Below are 19,221 nucleotides of genomic sequence, written 5' to 3'. Positions count from 1 at the left end.
ACCAACTCCGGGTGTTCCACGACGAAGGGCCGCACACCCGGTGGTGCGCGGCCTTTCGAGGTCGGGGGGATCAGACGCGTTCGACGATGGTGACGTTGGCCTGGCCGCCGCCCTCGCACATGGTCTGGAGACCGTAGCGGCCCCCGGTCCGGTGGAGCTCGTTGACCAGCTTGGTCATCAGGATCGCGCCCGTTGCGCCGAGCGGGTGTCCCAGGGCGATGGCACCGCCGTTGGGGTTGACCCTGGCGGGGTCGGCGCCGAGCTCCTCGGTCCACGACATCGGGACCGGGGCGAAGGCCTCGTTGATCTCGGTGACGTCGATGTCGTCGATGCCCAGACCCGCCTTGTCCAGAGCGATCCGGGTCGCCGGGATCGGGGCCGTGAGCATGTAGACCGGGTCGTCGCCCACCAGCGACAGCTGCACGACACGGGCGAGCGGGGTCAGGCCGTGCCGCTCCACGGCGCGCTCGGAGGCGATGAGCAGCGCACCGGCGCCCACCGAGATCTGGCTGGCGATCGCGGCGGTGAGCTCCCAACCCTCGCGCAACGGCTTGAGCCCGGCCATCTTCTCCAGGGTGGTGTCCGGGCGCACGCCCTCGTCCCTGGTCACCCCGGCGATGGGGGCGATCTGCGCGTCGAAGTACCCGGCCTCCTGCGCGCCGGCGGCCCGTTTGTGGCTCTCCAGCGCGAACTCCTCCAGCTGCTCGCGCTTGTAGCCCCACTTCTCGCACATGAGCTGGGCGCCCCGGAACTGGGAGATCTCCTGGAAGCCGTACCGCTTGACCCACCCCTCGCCGTACAGCGGGAGGTCGTTGTCGAGGGCGAACTGGACGTTGGCGCCCATGGGGACCATGCCCATGTTCTCCACGCCCGCCGCCACGACCAGGTCCTGGGTACCGGACATGACGCCCTGGGCGGCGAAGTGGATGGACTGCTGCGAGGAGCCGCACTGGCGGTCGATGGTGACGGCGGGGACCGACTCGGGCAGGCCGGCGGACAGCCACGCGGTGCGGGCAAGGTCCAGCGCCTGCGGACCGGCCTGGCTGACGACGCCCATGATGACGTCCTCGACGGCGGCCGGATCGACCCCGGTGCGCTCGACGAGCTCCTTGAGGACGTGTGCGCCCAGGTCCGCCGGGTGCACGGCGGCCAGGGCACCCTTCTTGGTGCCGACGGGGGTGCGCACCGCACCGACGATGTAGGCCTCAGCCACTGGGTCCTCCAAGGGGCGTGGAATGTGACGTCCTATAGAACCGAACTGTATTCGGTTTGAATTCCCCGGCAAGACCCCGGCCCCGCCTTCCGGGCGCCCGCACTGGTCGCCGGTGGTCAGTCCGTGCGGTCGCCCCAGCGCCCGCCCTCCCCGTTGCCGAGTGTGGTGCCCGTGACCCGCTCCAGGACGTCGAACACGTCCGGGTGCTCGTCGGGACCGAAGTCGGAGAGCAATGAGCGCAGCGCCGTCCGCTGGGCCTCGTACAACTGCCGCACCGCGTCCTCCCCTCGCCAGTTCAACTCCCAGGGGTCGCTGTCGTCGGCCAGGTAGCCCGCCTCCAGCAGCTCCTGGTGGGCGTCCTCCCACCGGGCGGCGTTCAGGCCCGACATCCGCACCAGGGCGGTCACCCCGAGCGGCCCCTGGACCCCTATGTGGCTCAGCGCCCAGCAGGCCTCCGTCGACACCTCCAGGCCGGAGGCCTCCCGCAGCCGCTGGTACATGGTCTCCGTGCCCTCGGCCCCGCAGGCCGCGTAGATCTCGCGCTCCACCTGCTCCATGGCGCTGCGGCTGGGGGCGGCCACCGGGGACACCGTCTCGTCCAGGTCCGGGGTCCTGATGGTGGTGCGCAGTACGTCCTGCCGCAGGAAGAGGGCGAGCACCAGCCCCACGAGGGCGACCGGTACGGCACACAGGAACACGGTGTCGATGGCGTCGGCGTAGACCTCCAGGAATCCCGCCTGGACCTGTGGCGGCAGGCGGTCGATGGCGCTCGGGTCGCTCTCCAGCGAGGTCGCGTCGACCCCTGCGGGGAGGTCGAGGCTCCCGGCCCGCGCGGCCAGGTTCGAGGCGAGCTGTCCGGCGAAGACCGACCCGAACACCGCCGTGCCGAAGGAGCCGCCGACGGAGCGGAAGAAGGTCGCGGACGAGGTCGAGACCCCCAGGTCGTCGTAGGAGGAGGCGTTCTGCACCACCAGGACCACCACCTGCATCACCAGGCCCAGTCCGGAGCCCAGGACGAAGAAGTAGGCACCCATCTCCCACAGGGAACTGTCCGGCCCCATGCCGGACATCAGGAAGAGCCCGATCGCGGTCAGGGCCATGCCCGCGATGGGGAACACCTTGTAGCGGCCGGTCCGGGTGACCAGGCGGCCACTGGTGATCGAGGTGATCAGCATGCCCATGACCATCGGGAGCAGATGGAGTCCCGAGGCGGTCGGGGAGAGCCCGTGCACGATCTGGAGGAAGAGCGGCAGGAAGGCCATCGAGCCCATCATCGCGAAGCCCACGCAGAAGCCGATGGCCATGGCGACCACGATGGTCGGGTTGCGGAACAGGCTGAGCGGCATCACCGGGTCCGGGGCGCGGCGCGCGGTGAGCCACCAGCCCACCCCGAGGGCCAGCCCCGCCGCGCCCAGGGTGAGGATCTGCCACGAGAGCCAGCCGTAGACCCCGCCGCCCCAGGAGGCCACCAGGGTGAGGCAGACGGCGGTGGCGGCCAGCAGCACGATGCCCGCGTAGTCGATGTCGCGGCGGCCGACCGGGTCCTGCCGGGGCAGCACGGCCAGGACCGTGAGGAAGGCGATCAGCCCCAGCGGGAGGTTCACGTAGAACACCCACCGCCAGGACAGGTGGTCCACGAACAGCCCGCCCAGCAGGGGCCCGGCCACACTGGAGACCCCGAAGACGGCACCGAACAGGCCCTGGTACTTGCCGCGCTCCCTGGGCGAGACGACGTCGCCGATGATCGCCGAGGCCAACACCATGAGTCCGCCACCGCCCACTCCCTGGAGGCCGCGGGCCAGCACCAGCTGGAGCATGTCCTGGGCCAGACCGCACAGGACGGAGCCCAGGAGGAAGATCGCGATGCACCCCAGGAACAGCCGCTTGCGGCCGAACTGGTCACCGAGCTTGCCCCAGAGCGGGGTGCTGGCGGTCACCGCCAGCAGGTAGGCGGTGATCACCCAGGACAGGTGGTTGAGTCCACCGAGGTCGGAGACGATCGTCGGCAGCGCCGTGGAGACGATGGTCTGGTCCAGCGCCGAAAGCAGGACGGCCAGCATGAGGGCGGTCATGATCAGCGCGATCCGCCCTCCGTGGGACTCGCGCTGGTCGGCGGGGCTGTGTGACATCGAATCGCCTCCCGGGGTCGGGCCGCCCGACTCTCCACGGCCCGGCTGCTGGTCCACCCTAGGAACCGGGAACCGCCCCACTCCAGGGAACCGCCCAGGCCACCCGGAACTTTGCTCCGGCTTGCCCCCCGTACTTCAAAACCGAACGTGGTTCGGTTACCGTGTGGGAACACAGTGATCCCCGACACCTCGGAGCAGAGCATGAAGCGGGAACTCTTCGACGCCGACCACGACCTCTTCCGCGAATCGGTGGCCGAGTTCCTCAAGCGGGACGTCGTCCCCTTCCACGCCCAGTGGGAGAAGGACGGGATCGTGCCCCGGGAGGTGTGGGTCAAAGCGGGAACCGTCGGCCTGCTCGGCCACGGGGTGCCCGAGGAGTACGGCGGCACCGGCCTCGACGACTACCGGTACAACCAGATCGTCAACGAGGAGATCTGCCGAGCGCACGCGAGCGGCCTGGGTATCACCCTCCAGAACGACGTCATGGCGCCCTACATGGTGGGTCTGACCACTGACGAGCAGAAGCGACGCTGGCTGCCCGGCTTCGCCAGCGGCGAGCTGATCACCGCGATCGCCATGACCGAGCCCGGAACCGGCAGCGACCTCCAGGGGATCCGGACCTCCGCCGTGCGCGACGGCGACGAGTTCGTCGTCAACGGCGGCAAGACCTTCATCACCAACGGCGTCAACGCCGACCTCGTCATCGTGGTCTGCCAGACCGACCCCGACGCCGGGGCGCAGGGCTTCTCCCTGATCGCCGTGGAGCGCGGTGCCCCCGGGTTCGAGCGCGGCCGCAACCTCGACAAGGTCGGCATGAAGGCGCAGGACACCGCCGAGTTGTTCTTCGACGACGTCCGCGTGCCGGCCGCCAACCTCATCGGGACCGAGGGCCAGGGGTTCATCCACCTGCTCCAGAACCTGCCGCAGGAGCGGCTGTCCATCGCCACCTGTGCCGTGGCCTCGGCGGACTACGTCCTCCAGCACACCATCGAGTACTGCCGGGAGCGGACCGCCTTCGGACGGCCGATCGGGCGGTTCCAGAACACCCGTTTCGTCCTGGCCGAGTTGGCGACCGAGGTCGACATCGCCCGGACCTACGTGGATCGCGGGGTCGAGCTGCTCAACAAGGGTGAGCTCACCGTGGAGGACGCGGCGAAGGCCAAGTGGTGGACCACCGAGATGTGCAACCGGGTGATGGACCGTTGCCTCCAGCTTCACGGCGGGTACGGGTACATGATGGAATACCCCGTGGCACGGGCCTGGCAGGACTCCCGCGTCCAGACGATCTACGGTGGCACCACCGAGATCATGAAGGAGATCGTCGGCAGGGGCCTGGGCCTGTAGGACCCCCCGAACCCCGAAGGGACCGGTCGTGAGCGGATCGTGGGACGGCCTCATCGTGATGGGCCTGCTGGCGGTGCTGTTGGTCATCGCCGTGCGCAAGCTCCGACCGAAGATCCACATTCCCTGGGCGACCAGCGGCATCGTGGTCTTCTTCGTCTTCGTCTGCCTGCTCCTGTGGGCCAACTCCTACCGCTGAGCGCGCCCGCTCCAGCACACAGGAGTCCCCGACGTACACCGAAGGCCCGCCATCCCAGCTCCTCGACTGGGGTGGCGGGCCTTCCGGCGTCCGGGGGGAGGGACGGGCACGGCGCACGATCCAAAGGCGGGTGAGGACCGTGCGGGCGAACCCGGCCGTGATGGTCTGGCGGGTCGGGGGCGGGCCGGTTCTCGTGGCCGGGTCAGGGGGCGTACGGGTCGAAGTCGATCCCGTCGGGCAGGGCCTTGGCCAGGGAGTCGGCGAACCGCTCGTCCTTGAGGTCGAGCTGGGCCGCACCGTAGTCGGCCGTCACGAAGATCTCCCGGATCCCCTCGGGGTAGCCCTCCCAGCCGACCAGGTCCGGGTACTGCCACTCGCCGTAGTGGTTCTCGGGCGGGTCGTCGTGGTCGGCGGCGAACCGGAACGCGTGGGTCGAGGCGCCGTCCTTGTGGTAAACGATCTTGGGGTGCGTGCCCTCCCACAGGAGGTCCTCCGCCGCGCGGGTGTCGTAGCCGCCGTGCGCGGAGGCCGACACGTAGCGGGCCTCGTCCTCGAACACCCAGACGACGACGTGCTCCAGGTCGTGCCGGTGCCCACAGCAGCCGTGCATGATCTGGTCCTTCTCGAAGTAGAGCGCGTACATGTACGCGCACCACCCGCTGCCGTCACAGCTGGACCGGGAATAGGAATTGGTGTTGTCCAGGTCCGACTGGTCCCGGCAGTTTCCGTTCAACGCACCCGAGGTGTTGAGCCCCTCGGCGACAGTTCCGTCCGGACCGATGGCGGGGGTGGAATAGCAACCGTCCGTGTCGTAGTCGAAGGCCGGCTGCCATTTGGCCTCGGCCTCGGAGGAATGGGCGGGTAGCGCGGGCGGCGGTTCCGCGAAGGCCGGTGTGGCCATCGCGACCACCAGGGCCAGCGCTCCCACAAGTGAAACTCCGCCGCGCAGGGCGGACCCCTTCGGGAGGCGAAGCGACCCCGGGAACCTCTTGGGACTTTGTTCCATGAAACCCCACGAGGAACCCGGAGCCACTTTCGCGCCGTCTTCCCGCAATGCGCACACCGCCATTCTCCGCGCCGGCCAGTCCCTTTACCACTGAATAAAGTAACCAGCCGACTACAGACAAACAAGACGGGTGCGCCGCATTTTTTTCACGGCCGGAAACAGGTTTACCGCGACACTGTCCCCGACCAGCGAAAAAGGAGTCGGAGGACGGTCACAGCCGTCCGGCGTCGATGATGCGTTGGAGGAACCGACGGGTGCGCGGCTCGGTCGGATCGCCCAGGACGCGCTCCGGCGGCCCCTGTTCGAGGATGCGTCCGCCGTCGAGGAAGCACACCGTGTCGGCCACCTGACGGGCGAACCCCATCTCGTGCGTGGCCAGGAGCATGGTCATTCCGTCCTCACGCAGCCCGCGCACGAGGTCCAGCACCTCACCGACCAGTTCCGGGTCCAGAGCGCTGGTCACCTCGTCCAGCAGGAGCAGGCGCGGGGAGTTGACCAGGGCCCGCACGATCGCCACCCGCTGCTGCTGCCCGCCGGAGAGCCGGTCCGGGTACTCCCCCGCCTTGTCCAGCAGGCCGACCCGGTCCAGGAGGGCGCGCCCCCGTTCCTCGGCCTCCGCCCGCCGCCTGCGGTGCACACGGCGCGGGGCCAGCGTGACGTTGTCCAGCACGGACATGTGCGGGAACAGGTTGAACGACTGGAAGACCATCCCGATCCGGCGGCGCACGCGGTCCGGGTCCACCCTCGGGTCGGTGACGTGCTCGCCGTCCAGGTGGATGGAGCCGTCGCTGATCGGCTCCAGCAGGTTGGCGCAGCGCAGGAGCGTGGACTTGCCGGAGCCGGAGGCGCCGATGAGCACCACCACACCGTGTTCGGGCACGTCGAGGTCGAGCCCGTTCAGCACCACGTCGCCCCGGAACTCCTTGCGGACGCCGCGCGCCCGCAGCACCGGGACGTCGCCCTCCAGTTGGGAGAGCCGTTCGAGCTCGCTCACCTTGCGCCCTCCGAGGACTGTCTGCGGGCGGCCCGTACGGTCACCCAGTCGGTCACCGCCACCAGCGGGATCGCCATGAGCACGAACAGCACCCCGGCCACCACGTAGGGGGTGAAGTTGTAGGTCTGCGCGGTGGCGATCTGCGCCGCGCGGATGGCGTCGATCGGCCCGGCCAGGGAGATCAGCCCCACGTCCTTCTGCAGGGCCACCATGTCGTTGAGCAGCGGCGGCGATACTCGGCGGACCGCCTGTGGCAGCACCACCCAGCGCATGGCCTGCGTGTAGGTGAGCCCCAGCGAGCGGGCGGCGGCGATCTGGCTGGGGTGGACCGACTCGATCCCCGCCCGGAACACCTCGGCGATGTAGGCGCCGTAGGTGATCACCAACGCGATCCCGCCGAGCACGAGCACGCTCGGCGTGCCCTCCAGGCGGAGCCCGGGCACACCGAAGGTCATCAGGTACAGCACGATGATCAGCGGGGCGCCCCGGAACCCGTACGTGTACGAGGCGGCCAGGGCGCGCAGGGGGAAGAACACGGGCCCGCGCAGGGTCCGCATGATCGCCACTAGCAGGCCCAGGGCCAGCGCGCCGAGCGCGCAGAACACCAGCACGCGCAGGTTCAGCCAGAGCCCGGTCAGGACGGCGGGGAGGGCGTCACGGGCCACGTCGAGGTCGAAGAAGGTCTCCCGGACCCGCTCCCACCCGGGCGAGCCGACCACCACGGTGACCAGCACGGCGCCCAGCAGCGCCGTGGAGAGCGCGCCGACCAGGACCGAGCGCACTCCCTGGCGGCGGCGGAACGTGCCGCGCTCCGTCTCCAGCAGGCTGGGAACGTGCGGCTCCCTGGGTCCGGTCACGACAGTTCGGGGGCGTCGGCGGCGTCGGCGAGCCACTCCTGTTCGAGTTCGGCGAGCGTGCCGTCCTCCCGCAGGGCGTCCACGGCCCGGGTGACGCAGTCCGTCAGGGGTGAGTCGAGGTCCAGGACCAGCCCGAACGACTCGTCCTCGGACGCCGAGTCCGCCTGCGGTAGCTGCCCGACGATCTCGGCGTCCTCCAGTTCGGCGGAGGTGACGTAGAAGGCGGTGGGCAGGTCGAGGACGACCGCGTCCACCTGACCGTTCTCCAGCGCCTGCTTCGCGTCGTCGTTGTTGTTGAAGACCAGGGGCTCCTGCTCCGGGTCGATACTCGCGACCAGCGCGTCGTAGCTGGTGGTGCCCACCTGGGCGCCGATCACCAGCTCCCGGAGGTCGTCCAGGCTCTCGGCCCCGGCCGCGTCGCCGTCCGAGAGCGCCACCACGGCCTGTCGGACGTCGTAGTAGGGCGAGGAGAAGTCGACGGCCGCCCGCCGCTCTTCGGTGATGGAGAACTGGTTGACGTCGAAGTCGTAGTCCTTGGGACCGGGGGCGATGGCGTTGTTGAAGGTCACCACGGTCCACTCGACCTGCTCGGCGGGGTATCCCAGCTCCTCGGCCACCGCGTACGCCACCGCGGACTCGAATCCCTCACCGTTGGCGGGGTCGTCCCCGACGAACCACGGCGGGTAGGCGGGACTGTCCGTGCCGACGGTGAGGGTGCCGTCGGTCAGCGTGGGCAGGGCCCCGGGCTCGCAGGCGGCGGCGTCGCCCTCGGCGACCGGGCCCGAGTCCTGCGGGGAGCAGGCGGTGGCCAGCAGCACGGCCGAGGCCGCGACCGCCCCGAGCCGGACGAAGGGTGAGGCGGTGAGGGGACCACGGGTTCGGGGTCGCAGGGGCATGGGGTGCTCCGGAGGCTCAGGCGGGGGACGATGATTTCCCCACATTAGCGACCAAAGCAGTGGACAACCAGGTCTTTTCCGTCACTCTCACCGGGAGGGGGACGGCCTGGCGGACCGTCGGGCCGCGGTCACCTCGTCGCACGATCCGTCCTCGATCCGCCCCGGCCACGAGGCGTCCTTCACCGGGCCCCCGTGGACGGGCACCGGCCGACAGCCACGCGGCGGGCCGGGGCGCTCCCGGAGCGCCCCGGCTACTCCTCGTCGTCCTTCTCGGCCTCTCGGACCTCGGCCTGCATGGGCATCTCGAACCAGACCGCCTTGCCGTCCGGAGTGGGGCGCGATCCCCAGCGGCTGGCCAGCTGTTCCACCAGGTAGAGGCCGCGTCCACCCTCGTCGTCCGCGGCGGCGCTGCGGATGCGCGGCAGGCGCAGGTCGTGGTCGAAGACCTCCACCCACACCGCGTTGGCCCCACGGCGCAACCGGAGCAGGAACTCCTTGTCTGCGGGGTCCTCGGCGGACTCGTCCTCCTCCGCGACCGCTTCCAGCAGGTCGCTCCAGTCCTCGTCGAACTCGTCGGCCGCACCACCGGCGGCGTCGATCGGGGTCTCCGAGTCCAGGACACCGCTGCCGGTGAACTCGCGGTGCACCGGGTGCGGGGTCGCGTGGATGACCACGTTGGTGACGATCTCCGAGACCAGCAGGCAGGCGAGCTCGGCCTGGTCGCGGTCGACCCCCCACTCCTTGAAGGTGTCGGCCGCCAGGTGCCGGGCGGCGCCCACGGTGGAGGCCTCCGAGGGGAACCAACCCTCGCGCAGCGCCAGCTCCTCGGAGTGGGTGCGCACCACCAGGAGCGCGGTGTCGTCGTCCAGCACGCCGGGCACGCTGTGCACGGCGGCCTCGGCGATCTGGTCCACGTCCTTGTCGGCGACCTCGGCGACGCGTTCGGTCATCCGGGCCAGCGCGCGCTCCGGGTCGGCCTTGCCGCCCACGGGCCGGCGGTCCACCAGTCCGTCGGTGTACATGACCAGGGTGGCGCCCAGGGGCAGGCGCAGGTTGGCCTGGTGGTAGACGATGTCCTCGCCCGAGCCGCCCTTGGCGCGCACGCCCAGCATGCGGTCGGTGACCTCCAGGTCGAGGGTCTCGACCGACTCCGAGGTGATGAGCAGCGGCGGAGCGTGCCCGGCGTTGGCGTAGGACAGCTCGCGGGACCAGGCGTCGTAGACCATGTACAGGCAGCTGACGCTGGGAATCCACACGCCGCCCCCGCTGTCGGGGATGCCGAGCTGTCGGACCCACTCGTCGAGCTCGCGCAGGATGTCGGCGGGCTCCCGGTCGGCCTGGGCGAAGGCACGCAGTGCGGCGCGCAGTTGGCCCATGACGGCGGCCGCGTGCGGGCCCCGGCCCTCGACGTCGCCGATCACGAGCCCGACGCGTCCGGCGGAGAGCGGGATCGCGTCGTAGAAGTCGCCGCCGACCTGGGTCTGTATGCCGTGCCCGTGGCCCTGGAGGGGGCCTGCCGGAAGGTAGCGGTGCGCGACGGTCAGGCCGTCCAGGGCGGGGAAGTCGGTGGGCAGCAGGCTCCGTTGGAAGGCCACCGCGGTGCTGCGCTGCTCCTCGAAGAGCCGGGCGTTGTCGATGGCCAGCGCGACCCGGGAGGCGATGGCGCCGACCAGGTCGCGGTCGAAGCCGCCGTAACTGCTCTTCTGCCGCGGTGAGAGCCCGGACAGGGCCAGGGTGAGCACGCCGAGGACCTCGCCGCGGGCCCGGAGCGGGGCGGCGATGGCGGAGGTGACGCCGACCTGGCGGGAGACCCTGTCGGAACGGTCACTGGGTGAGTTCTCGAAGAGGTAGTCGCTGGTGACCACCGTCTCCAGGCGACGCATCGCCTGGGTGACGAAGTGGCGTTCGGGGTAGCGGACCTCGTCCCCGACGTCGAACCACGTGTTGGCCGGGGGCATCCAGCCCTCGGCGTGCACGGAGACCTGTCTGACCAGGCGGTCGCGGTCGTAGAGGTCGATGAAGCAGTGGTCGGCGAACTGCGGCACCAGGATCCCGGCCACGCCCCTGACAGTGGAGTCGAACTCCAGGGAGCTGGCCAGACGGCTGCCGATGCGTTCGAGCAGTCCGTACTGTTCCTCGACCCGGCCGCTGCGCAGCGCCTCGCGGGCGATGAGCGTGATCCCGTCGATCTCGCCGGACTCGTCGCGCATGGGCACCGCCTGGGCGCGCACGTGGATCCACGTGGAGTCGCCCTTGAGCACGGCGAACGTGCCCTCCCACGGCTCGCCGCGCAGCACACGCCGCGCCAGCTGCGAGGCGTGTTCGCGGTCGGACTCGTGGATGCCGATGTCGAGCAGCGACAGGCCGACGTAGTCGCGCCCGCCGACGAACCCGAACAGCTCGCGGGCGTACGGGTTCCAGTAACGAAGGAGGCTGAACCGGTCGATGACGACGATGGCGATCTGGGCCTGGTCGACGACCTCGGCCGTGGCGAGCGCGTCGCTCTCCCGGAAGGGCTCACCCCACCGTGTCATCTAGCCGCCACCTCGCCGTCATGAGCTGCATACATGCCCGCTCCGGGTACCCCGAACGACCGCACCTTGGGGCGAGCGTAGCAACACCGTCAACGTTCCCGCAGCGCAATGAGACAATCCCGATGAGCAACCAATCAACGTGGACGAACGCTTCACGGCTTGGCGACGAAGATGTGCCCGGCGACGTCCGCCGGGAGTTCGGTGTTCTCGACCTCGCCGATGACCCGCACACCGTCGTCGGAAGCCTGAAGCACGACTTCCTGTCCCGGTTGTACCCCGGATTCGCGCAAGGTGAGCATGATGTCCGCGTCCGGCTGGAGTTGTTCGCTGATGCGCCGCACCGTCACGGTGGTCTCCGTCTTGGAGGCGGCGTCGATCATCGGCACGATGGAGTCGTCGGTGAAGGGCTCGGGGGAGTATCCCTCCAGGCCCAGCTCCTCCAGTCCCGGGATCGGGTTGCCGTGCGGGCACACCGAGGGGGCGTTGAGCAGCGTCACCAGACGCTCCTCGACGGCCTCGGAGATGACGTGCTCCCAGCGGCAGGCCTCGATGTGGACGTCCTCCCACGGCAGCCCGATGACGTCGACGAGCAGACGCTCGGCGAGCCGGTGCTTGCGCATGACGTGGGTGGCCAGCCTGCGGCCCTCGGCGGTCATCACCAGGTGACGGTCGTTCTCGACCTTCAGCAGGCCGTCGCGCTCCATGCGAGCGACGGTCTGGCTCACCGTGGGGCCGCTCTGGTGCAGGCGCTCGGCGATCCGGGCCCGAAGCGGGACGATGCCCTCCTCTTCGAGCTCGAAGACCGTACGGAGGTACATCTCCGTGGTGTCGATCAGCCCGTGTGCGGTCAAGACTCCCCTCCCAAGGCTCTGCGCCCGACGCGCGGTCGCGTGCGGGCACGGCAGGTCTCTCACAACACAGGCCGGGACCACGTGATTCCCTGGGGCCGAGTGGGGACCGGGGCGTCCGCAGGACCGCGGGAGCGACCACCGATGCGTCCAGCATATCGCGGCGCGACGGGCGTGGATTTCGACACTGTCTCACGATCCGGACACCATGGGTCCCCGCGGCCCCGACCGCGCAAGGGTCCAAGGTCACAGGCGTGCAGGTGATCCGGTCGATACAAGAAGTATCCGGAAGACCCTTGCCAAACCCTCTCACGAACCCCACTCCCACCCGAAACCGAGTCCGACGCGACCAACGTCACCTCGGGGCCGAGATCCACGGAACCTCCGGTCCGGGCCCTCGATCGGCGGGCCGAGCGGGGGCGCCGCCTCCCGGCGCCCAAGCCCCGGGACACTACGGAGCGAGCCGTTCGATCTCCCAGGCCCGCCCGGTCCACAGGTAGCGGAACCGGTCGTGCATGCGGTCCTCGCCGCCCTGCCAGAACTCGACCTCGCCGGGGATCAGCCGGTAGCCACCCCAGTAGGAGGGCCGCGGGATGGCCTCGTCCGCGCCCCAGACCACGTCGAACCCGTGGAACAGCCGGTCCAGTTCGGGACGGTCGGCCACCGGCTGCGACTGGCGCTCGCTCGCCCAGGCGCCCAGCTGCGAACCCCGGGGGCGGGAGGCGAAGTAGAGGTCGTTCTCCTCGTCACCGAGCCGCTCCACGCGTCCGGCCACCAGGACCTGGCGCCGGATCGCGTGCCAGGGGAACACCACGCTCGCGCGGGGGTCGGCCTCCAGGGCCCTCCCCTTGCGCGAGGTGTAGTTGGTGAAGAAGCGCAGCCCCGTGCCGTCGTAGCCCTTCATCAGGACCGTCCGCGACCTGGGCATCCCGGAGGGCTCCACGGACGAGAGCACCATCGCGTTGGGTTCGGCGAGGCCGGACTCGTGGGCCTCGCCGAACCACACGTGGAACTGGGCCATCGGCCGCTCGGCCAGGTCGCGGCGGCGCAGGGGTTCACCCAGGTACGGTTTCCGCAGTTCCGCGGGGTTCTGGTGGTCCACACGACGCATACTCTCATGTCGGTCGTCCCCCGATTCCGGAGCCCAGAGGCAGGCACTCCTCACCTGGTTCGATGGTGTTGGCGTTGCGCATTCCGCACCTCTGGACCACGTGCTGGCGCTGCTCGTGTCCGGTCTCCGGATTGACCACCTCCGGGCCCACCAGCACCAGCTGCACCATGCGGCCGTCGTACCAGTTCCCGTCGTTCCCGGCGTCGAACTCGATGTACCCGGAGACCCCGGTCAGGTTCCGGGTGCCCTTGATCCCGCTGTGCAGGTCGTCCCGCTGCTCCTCGTACTGTTCCTGGGTACGGAGGAAGGGGTGCCGGTCCATGCCGACCCACCTCAGGGGACTCTTCGCCTCGAGCTGCTCCTGGGTCAGACCGGTGGTGGGCAGAGCCTCGGAGACCACCAGCAGGGCGTCGCTGGCCACGGCCGCGTGCGCGATGGAGGGGTACTCCTTCCTGGACGCCGACCGCTCCTCCTCGCCGTCCTCCCTGAACAGCTCCTCCTGGAGCGTCGCCATGTCGCGGTAGAAGCCCTGGTCGCCGCCGCCGGGGCGACCGCCCGGACCGCCCCAGGGACCGCTGGGCGCCAGGGGCGTGTAGAACACCGAATGATAGGCAGCGTTGTTGCCGATGAGCTCCTCCTCGTCCGAGACGAACTTGGAGACGTCGTCCCCGCCCAGGATCGTCATACGGCCGTCCACGCAGTCCTCACCACCGGTCCGGGTGAACCGGCGGTAGAACTCGGTGAAGTCGTCGGAGCGGCCCGCGTAGTAGAGCAGGTCCGGCGGGTCGTCGTCGGTGCACAGGCGCTCCAACTGCTGCTCGTAGGTGGTGTCGGTCTGCGCATCACCGTTCTGGTAGAGCAGCACGCCCTGCCCGTCGTACTCGCCCCGGTCCAGCCCCTCGGCGCCCTGCCACACCCGGCCGCCACGGTCCTTGAAGGCGGAGATGAACTCTCTCGCCAGGTGCGGTCCGTACTGTTCGTGCGGCCCGCCCTCGGCGTCCGTCTCCCCGCTGGCGATCGCCACGGCGGTCTCGTGCGGCCGCAGCCCGCGCTCCGCGCCGTCGGCGTCGCGCCAGGACGCCCCGTACCGGGCCCAGTGCGCGGACTGCTCGGCGATCCTGGTGTTGGCCGGGGAGACCGGGAAGTAGAACTCGCTGTGCTCGCGCGCGCCGGACTGGGCGACGTCGTCGAAGGTGGCGGTGGTGCCCACCATGGTGATCGAGGCGTCCCCGACCTCCTTGATGGCGTTGCTGTTGGGCACGACGCTGTGGCCGAAGCCGACCGCGGCGATCGGTCTGTCCATACCGAGCCGCTCGTCGTCGGCCCGGTCCACGATCTCCTTCGCGGCCACCAGTGAGTGCTCCCAGTTCCGGCCCGCGTTGGCGATGAGCAGCCTGATCCTGGGGTACCTGGAGTCCTTGATCCGGTTGTGCTGGCCCTGCTGGTAGGCCAGGCCGAGGAGTTCGCCCTGGCTGCCGGAGAGCGAGGGGTCGTCGGGGTCGGCCACGTCGAACTCGGCGAGGTGGGCGATGGTGACGTAGGGCTGGCCGCTGGCCTCCACCTCCTTGTTCTGCTCGTGGACGAGCTCGGTGACCTCGGTCAGCCGCTCGTTGAAGACGAACGCGCCGTCGGTGACGCCGACGCACTGGTCGCCCTTCCTCGTGATGCCCTTCGCCTGCCAGACCCCGTCCTGGACGCACGGGTTGCTGGCCTGCGCCAGCGAGGGCAGGAAGACCAGTCCGAACAGGACCAGGACGGCGGTGGCACCCGCGACCCCGCCGGTCCACAGGCCGGCGAGCACGGGTCCGCTGAGGACCCACTCAGGGGTGCCGCGCCGTGTGAGCTCGCCACCGCCCTCGGGCAGCGGCGCGATGTGCCTGGTGATGACGCGTTCGACACCGAGCACCCCGGCCAGGTAGCGGCGCCGGGTCCACGTCCGCACCGGTTCGAGCGCCTGCTTCTCTTCCTCCTCCTCGTTCTCCTCCCCGCCCTCGATGAACTCGGGCATCGCCTCGTTGCGGGTGGAGTCGAGGGCGCCCTCCACCAGGGGGCCGAGCCCGGCGTCACGCACCTGGACGAGCAGCAGGGGGTCCGGGAAGGCACGGCGCAGGCGCTCCTGCTCGATCAGCCACACGAAGTACCGGCCGACCCGGTCCAGGCGTCGCTGGTCGTAGACGAGCACCGGGCGGGCGCCGCCGCCGCGCCGGAGGCGGTAGCTGCCCGCGCCGAACTCCCGGTGGAGGTCGTCCAGGAGCGCGTTGACCGCGATCTGGTGGGTCCCGGGCGGGCGGATCGACCCGTTGATCCGGGCCCGGTCCATGGCGAGGTTGTTGAGCTGGTTGAGCAGGTGCACGCCGTGCGCGCGGTGTCGGCCCCGGCCGCCCGGGGACGCGCCCTGTTCGGGGCCGCGCCCGTCCAGGTCCATGACGTAGCGGTGCCGGTACAGCCACAGGTAGGGGCGCCACGGGAGCAGGAAGAAGAACACCGTGAGCACGTAGACGGTGACCAGGAGCGTGCCGACCAGCAGGGACACGAGTTCGTCGGCCTGCTGCGCGAGCAGGCCGAGGTAGGCGACACCGAAGGGGGTCGCCGCGAGTACCAGCGAGAACACGAAGGACAGCGGGGTGAGGATCTTCTCGTCCGCGGCACCGAAGGTGATCACCCTGGAGGCCGCGTCGACGAATCGGGAGAACCCGGCCGCGCCACGGGCGAGTCCGCGCCAGTAGACCGTGCACCGGCTGCGCAGCAGTTCCCAACGGCTGGGGGCCGTCACCGTGCCCGGTTCCTCGGCGGCCCGCTCCGCGCGTTCCAGGAGCTCGTCCCTGCGCTTGAGCGCGCTGTCGAGTCGCGCCTCCCGCAGTGCCCTGATCACCTCGACCTGAGTGCTGCTGGTGTTGAGCAGGGTGCCGTGCTCGGAGACGCCCGTGCCCTCGGAGAACTTGCCCCTGATGACCTGGAAGTTGCAGCGCCGAAGCCACAGCAGGGAGCGGACCTGGGAGAAGCGCGGCGGGGGTGGCGGCTTTCGGCCGCGGGGCGCCGCGGGCGGATCGGCCTTCCACGCGAACCCGCCGTCCACCAGGCGTTCCAGGAGTTCGTACAGCTCCTGGGTGGTGACGTCGCCGTCGGCGTCCCCGGAGGACGTGCCCTCGCGCGGCTCCCGAACGGGTTCGGCCCCCGGGGGCGGGGCGTCGGTGTCCCCGGGCCACGGCCAGCGGCGGCTCCAACCGTTGGTGCGCCGCGCCGGCGGGCGGGGGGTGTCCTCGGTCTCCCGGGCCGGGACCTCCCCGACCTCCCGGTGGTCCTTCTCGGGGAAGCCTTCAGGGAGCAGCCACACGGGGCCGACCGCGCTCGCCCGCACCAGGGCCCGCAGGACGGCGGGGCGGTCCTCGCGGCGCTCGGTCACCAGGTCCAGGACGGGAGGGGGCTCGGCGATGTCACCGCGCTGCCGCTTGCCCCTCCGAGCGGGCCGACGCCGCGCCACCGTGTGCTCCAGGTTACGGACGGTGAAGTGTTCGGAGCGCGAGGGGCGTCGGCGCAGGTTCTCGAAGACCCGGACGAAGGCGGGTCTGCTCGGCTGGTCGTCCTGGGTGTCGGGTGTCTGATCGGACACTCGAAGCATCCCTCCACGGTCTTGTTGTGAGGTTCGGCCCCCGGCAGCTGCCCCATTAGACAGCAAAAGGCAGCGGGCCGACATCCCTTTTCCCCGAATTGGGACTGGCCCATACCGGCCAGAACCACCGACCTGTGATGATTCGTTGCACGGGTCACGTGGTTTCACTTGCACCAATTGCCAACCTGACCGGCGCCGCCACGATGTCCACCACTACGCTGGTCCGCGTGACCGAGATTCAGATTCCCGCGAACCTGCTGCCCGCCGACGGCCGTTTCGGGAGCGGCCCCTCCAAAGTCCGCGCCGCCCAGCTCGACGCCCTCGCCGCCTCCGGCTCCCGCTACCTGGGGACCTCCCACCGGCAGAAGCCGGTCAAGTCCCTGGTCGGCCGGGTCCGCTCCGGTGTGAGTGAACTCCTGTCCCTGCCCGACGGCTACGAGGTGGTTCTGGGCAACGGCGGGACCACCGCCTTCTGGGACATCGCCGCCCACGGGCTGCTGCGCTCCAAGTCGCAGCACCTGGCGTTCGGCGAGTTCTCCAGCAAGTTCGCGAAGGTCGCCAAGGGCGCCCCCTGGCTGGACGACCCGACGGTCATCACCACGGACCCCGGCACCCACGGCGAGGCCGTCGCCGAGGCCGGTGTGGACGTGTACGCCCTCACCCAGAACGAGACCTCCACCGGTGTGGCCGCCCCGATCCGCCGGGTCGCCGGGGCCGAGGAGGACGCACTCGTCCTGGTCGACGCCACCAGCGGCGCGGGCGGTCTGCACATCGACATCTCCGAGACCGACGTCTACTACTTCGCGCCGCAGAAGAGCTTCGCAGCCGACGGCGGCCTGTGGATCGCGGTCATGTCTCCCAGGGCCCTGGCCCGGGTGGAGGAGATCGCCGCGAGCGGCCGCTACGTGCCCGAGTTCTTCTCGCTGCCCACGGCGGTCGCCAACTCCGCCAAGGACCAGACGTACAACACCCCGGCCGTGGCCACGCTGCTGCTGCTCGCCGAGCAGCTGGAGTGGATCAACGGCCAGGGCGGCCTCAAGTGGGCCGTGGCCCGCACCCACGAGTCCAGCTCGATCCTCTACAACTGGGCGGACCGCTCCCCCGTCGCGTCGCCGTTCGTCGTCGACCCGGCGCAGCGGTCCCAGGTGGTCGGCACCATCGACTTCGCCGAGGAGGTCGACGCGGCCCGGATCGCCCAGGTGCTGCGCGCCAACGGCGTGGTGGACACCGAGCCCTACCGCAAGCTGGGCCGCAACCAGCTGCGCGTGGCGATGTTCCCGGCCGTGGAGCCCAGCGACGTCAACGCCCTCACCGAGTGCGTCGACCACATCGTGAGCCAGCTGTCCTGACGGGGATCACCCGGAGACCGTCCTGAATCGGTCCACGGACACTGGAGAATGGAGGCCGACCCGCCGCGCGTGGGTCGGCCTCCTTCTCCTACTTCCGCTCATCGTTTCCCAGGACGGTCCCACTGTGCGCAGGAACAAGAAGACTGAACTCCCCATCAAGATCATCTCCCACCGGGGGGCCTCCGGTCACCGACCCGAGCACACGCTGGCCTCCTACGAGCTGGGCGCCCGGCACGGCGGCGACTTCATCGAGATGGACCTGGTCGCCACCAAGGACGGTCACCTGATCTGCCGCCACGAGCAGGAGATCGGTGAGACCACCGACGTGGCCGACCGCCCGGAGTTCGCGGACCGGCGCACCAAGCGGACCATCGACGGCCGCACCGCCGAGGGGTTCTACGCGCAGGACTTCACCCTCGCCGAGATCAGGACGCTCCGGGCCCGCGAGCGCATGGCCGAGGTCCGCCCGGACAACGCGGTGATGGACGGGACCTACGGGATCCCGACCCTCCAGGAGGTCATCGAGCTGGCCCTGTCCCTGACCAAGCAGCTGGGCCGCCCGATCGGGATCTACCCGGAGACCAAGCACCCCGCCCACCACGTGGAGCAGGGGTTGGACCTCGAACCGCCGCTGATCGCCGCACTGCGCGAGGCCGAGCTGGTCGGCGAGGAGCCCGCGGTCCCGGTGTTCCTCCAGTCCTTCGAGGCCGAGAGCCTGCGCAAGCTCGCCGAGACCGGGCTGCCCCTCGTCTACCTGATGGGCACCGAGGAACACTGGCTGCACCACACCACACCGGACGGCCTGGCCGAGGTGGCGACCTTCGCGCACGCCATCGGCCCGCACAAGAGCCTCGTGATCCCCACCAACGAGGACGGTTCCCTGGGGGAGCCCACCGACCTGGTGAAGGATGCCCACGAGGCCGGCCTGGTCGTGCACCCCTTCACGTTCCGCAGTGAGAACCACTTCCTGCCCACCGACCTGCGCTCGGACGGCGACCCCAAGGACTACGGCGGCTTCGCCGCCGAGTACGAGGCCTTCTTCGACGCGGGAGTGGACGGCGTCTTCACGGACTTCTCACGCCACGCGTTCCTGTGCCGCGAGCACTACCTCGACCCCCAGCCCGAGAAGTAGGG

Annotated in this window: 14 protein-coding genes; 4 read left to right on the top strand and 10 right to left on the bottom strand. The window is 70.2% G+C overall.

What is annotated here, in order from left to right; translation table 11 throughout:
* Positions 1-70: 70 nt before the first annotated feature.
* Together KBX21_RS07975 and KBX21_RS07970 are read right to left on the bottom strand one after the other, a co-directional pair.
* Positions 71-1,213 carry an acetyl-CoA C-acetyltransferase gene (locus KBX21_RS07975; protein ID WP_210841503.1) on the bottom strand — a complete coding sequence of 381 codons (1,143 nt, stop codon included), beginning with the start codon at positions 1,211-1,213 and terminating at the stop codon, positions 71-73.
* 116 nt (positions 1,214-1,329) lie between these two features.
* On the bottom strand, positions 1,330-3,342 hold the full coding sequence (locus tag KBX21_RS07970) for an MDR family MFS transporter (RefSeq protein ID WP_049576967.1): 2,013 nt from the start codon (positions 3,340-3,342) through the stop codon (positions 1,330-1,332).
* A 201-nt stretch (positions 3,343-3,543) separates the two neighbouring features.
* On the opposite strand from KBX21_RS07970, the gene KBX21_RS07965 reads away from it, so the two are divergent.
* The gene (locus tag KBX21_RS07965; RefSeq protein ID WP_210841502.1) at positions 3,544-4,686 is read left to right on the top strand and encodes an acyl-CoA dehydrogenase family protein; all 1,143 of its coding nucleotides are present in this window, start codon (positions 3,544-3,546) and stop codon (positions 4,684-4,686) included.
* A 28-nt stretch (positions 4,687-4,714) separates the two neighbouring features.
* A complete protein-coding gene (locus KBX21_RS07960) occupies positions 4,715-4,882 on the top strand; it encodes a hypothetical protein (RefSeq protein ID WP_017544010.1) in 168 nt (55 codons plus the stop codon).
* A 202-nt stretch (positions 4,883-5,084) separates the two neighbouring features.
* Here the strand turns inward: KBX21_RS07960 and KBX21_RS07955 are convergent, their stop codons facing one another.
* The 8 genes from KBX21_RS07955 to KBX21_RS26900 form a co-directional block, all read right to left on the bottom strand.
* Positions 5,085-5,810 (bottom strand): NPP1 family protein, encoded by a 726-nt coding sequence (locus KBX21_RS07955; RefSeq protein ID WP_049576972.1) that lies wholly within the window; start codon positions 5,808-5,810, stop codon positions 5,085-5,087.
* Positions 5,811-6,099: 289 nt separating this feature from the next.
* Complete coding sequence (locus KBX21_RS07950) at positions 6,100-6,882, bottom strand: amino acid ABC transporter ATP-binding protein (protein ID WP_210841501.1); 783 nt, start codon at positions 6,880-6,882, stop codon at positions 6,100-6,102.
* Complete coding sequence (locus KBX21_RS07945; RefSeq protein WP_049576975.1) at positions 6,879-7,739, bottom strand: amino acid ABC transporter permease; 861 nt, start codon at positions 7,737-7,739, stop codon at positions 6,879-6,881. Before KBX21_RS07945 ends, KBX21_RS07950 begins: the two co-directional genes overlap by 4 nt.
* Positions 7,736-8,635, bottom strand: a complete 900-nt coding sequence (locus tag KBX21_RS07940; RefSeq protein WP_210841500.1) for an ABC transporter substrate-binding protein — start codon at positions 8,633-8,635, stop codon at positions 7,736-7,738. Before KBX21_RS07940 ends, KBX21_RS07945 begins: the two co-directional genes overlap by 4 nt.
* A gap of 251 nt (positions 8,636-8,886) precedes the next feature.
* Complete coding sequence (locus KBX21_RS07935; protein WP_049576984.1) at positions 8,887-11,169, bottom strand: SpoIIE family protein phosphatase; 2,283 nt, start codon at positions 11,167-11,169, stop codon at positions 8,887-8,889.
* 152 nt (positions 11,170-11,321) lie between these two features.
* Entirely contained in the window at positions 11,322-12,020 is a 699-nt protein-coding gene (locus tag KBX21_RS07930; RefSeq protein ID WP_049576987.1) for a metal-dependent transcriptional regulator, read from the bottom strand.
* A 448-nt stretch (positions 12,021-12,468) separates the two neighbouring features.
* Positions 12,469-13,119 carry a pyridoxamine 5'-phosphate oxidase gene (gene pdxH, locus KBX21_RS07925; RefSeq protein WP_049577008.1) on the bottom strand — a complete coding sequence of 217 codons (651 nt, stop codon included), beginning with the start codon at positions 13,117-13,119 and terminating at the stop codon, positions 12,469-12,471.
* 13 nt (positions 13,120-13,132) lie between these two features.
* The gene (locus KBX21_RS26900; RefSeq protein WP_210841499.1) at positions 13,133-16,738 is read right to left on the bottom strand and encodes an ABC transporter substrate-binding protein; all 3,606 of its coding nucleotides are present in this window, start codon (positions 16,736-16,738) and stop codon (positions 13,133-13,135) included.
* A gap of 203 nt (positions 16,739-16,941) precedes the next feature.
* On the opposite strand from KBX21_RS26900, the gene serC reads away from it, so the two are divergent.
* Both serC and KBX21_RS07910 read left to right on the top strand, forming a co-directional pair.
* The gene (serC, locus tag KBX21_RS07915) at positions 16,942-18,087 is read left to right on the top strand and encodes a phosphoserine transaminase (RefSeq protein WP_210841498.1); all 1,146 of its coding nucleotides are present in this window, start codon (positions 16,942-16,944) and stop codon (positions 18,085-18,087) included.
* 124 nt (positions 18,088-18,211) lie between these two features.
* Complete coding sequence (locus KBX21_RS07910) at positions 18,212-19,219, top strand: glycerophosphodiester phosphodiesterase family protein (RefSeq protein ID WP_049576997.1); 1,008 nt, start codon at positions 18,212-18,214, stop codon at positions 19,217-19,219.
* The last annotated feature ends 2 nt before the right edge of the window (positions 19,220-19,221 follow it).

The sequence above is a fragment of the Nocardiopsis sp. B62 genome (assembly GCF_018070675.1).
Classification (GTDB): domain Bacteria; phylum Actinomycetota; class Actinomycetes; order Streptosporangiales; family Streptosporangiaceae; genus Nocardiopsis; species Nocardiopsis prasina.
The sequence above is the reverse complement of the archived record's forward strand: the minus strand, read 5'-3'. Positions and strand labels throughout refer to the sequence as shown.

Coding starts and splice junctions, on each gene's coding strand:
- KBX21_RS07935 (WP_049576984.1), bottom strand. CDS start 11,169: ATGACACGGTGGGGTGAGCCCTTCCGGGAGAGCGACGCGCTCGCCACG.
- serC (WP_210841498.1), top strand. CDS start 16,942: ATGTCCACCACTACGCTGGTCCGCGTGACCGAGATTCAGATTCCCGCG.
- KBX21_RS07940 (WP_210841500.1), bottom strand. CDS start 8,635: ATGCCCCTGCGACCCCGAACCCGTGGTCCCCTCACCGCCTCACCCTTC.
- KBX21_RS07965 (WP_210841502.1), top strand. CDS start 3,544: ATGAAGCGGGAACTCTTCGACGCCGACCACGACCTCTTCCGCGAATCG.
- KBX21_RS07970 (WP_049576967.1), bottom strand. CDS start 3,342: ATGTCACACAGCCCCGCCGACCAGCGCGAGTCCCACGGAGGGCGGATC.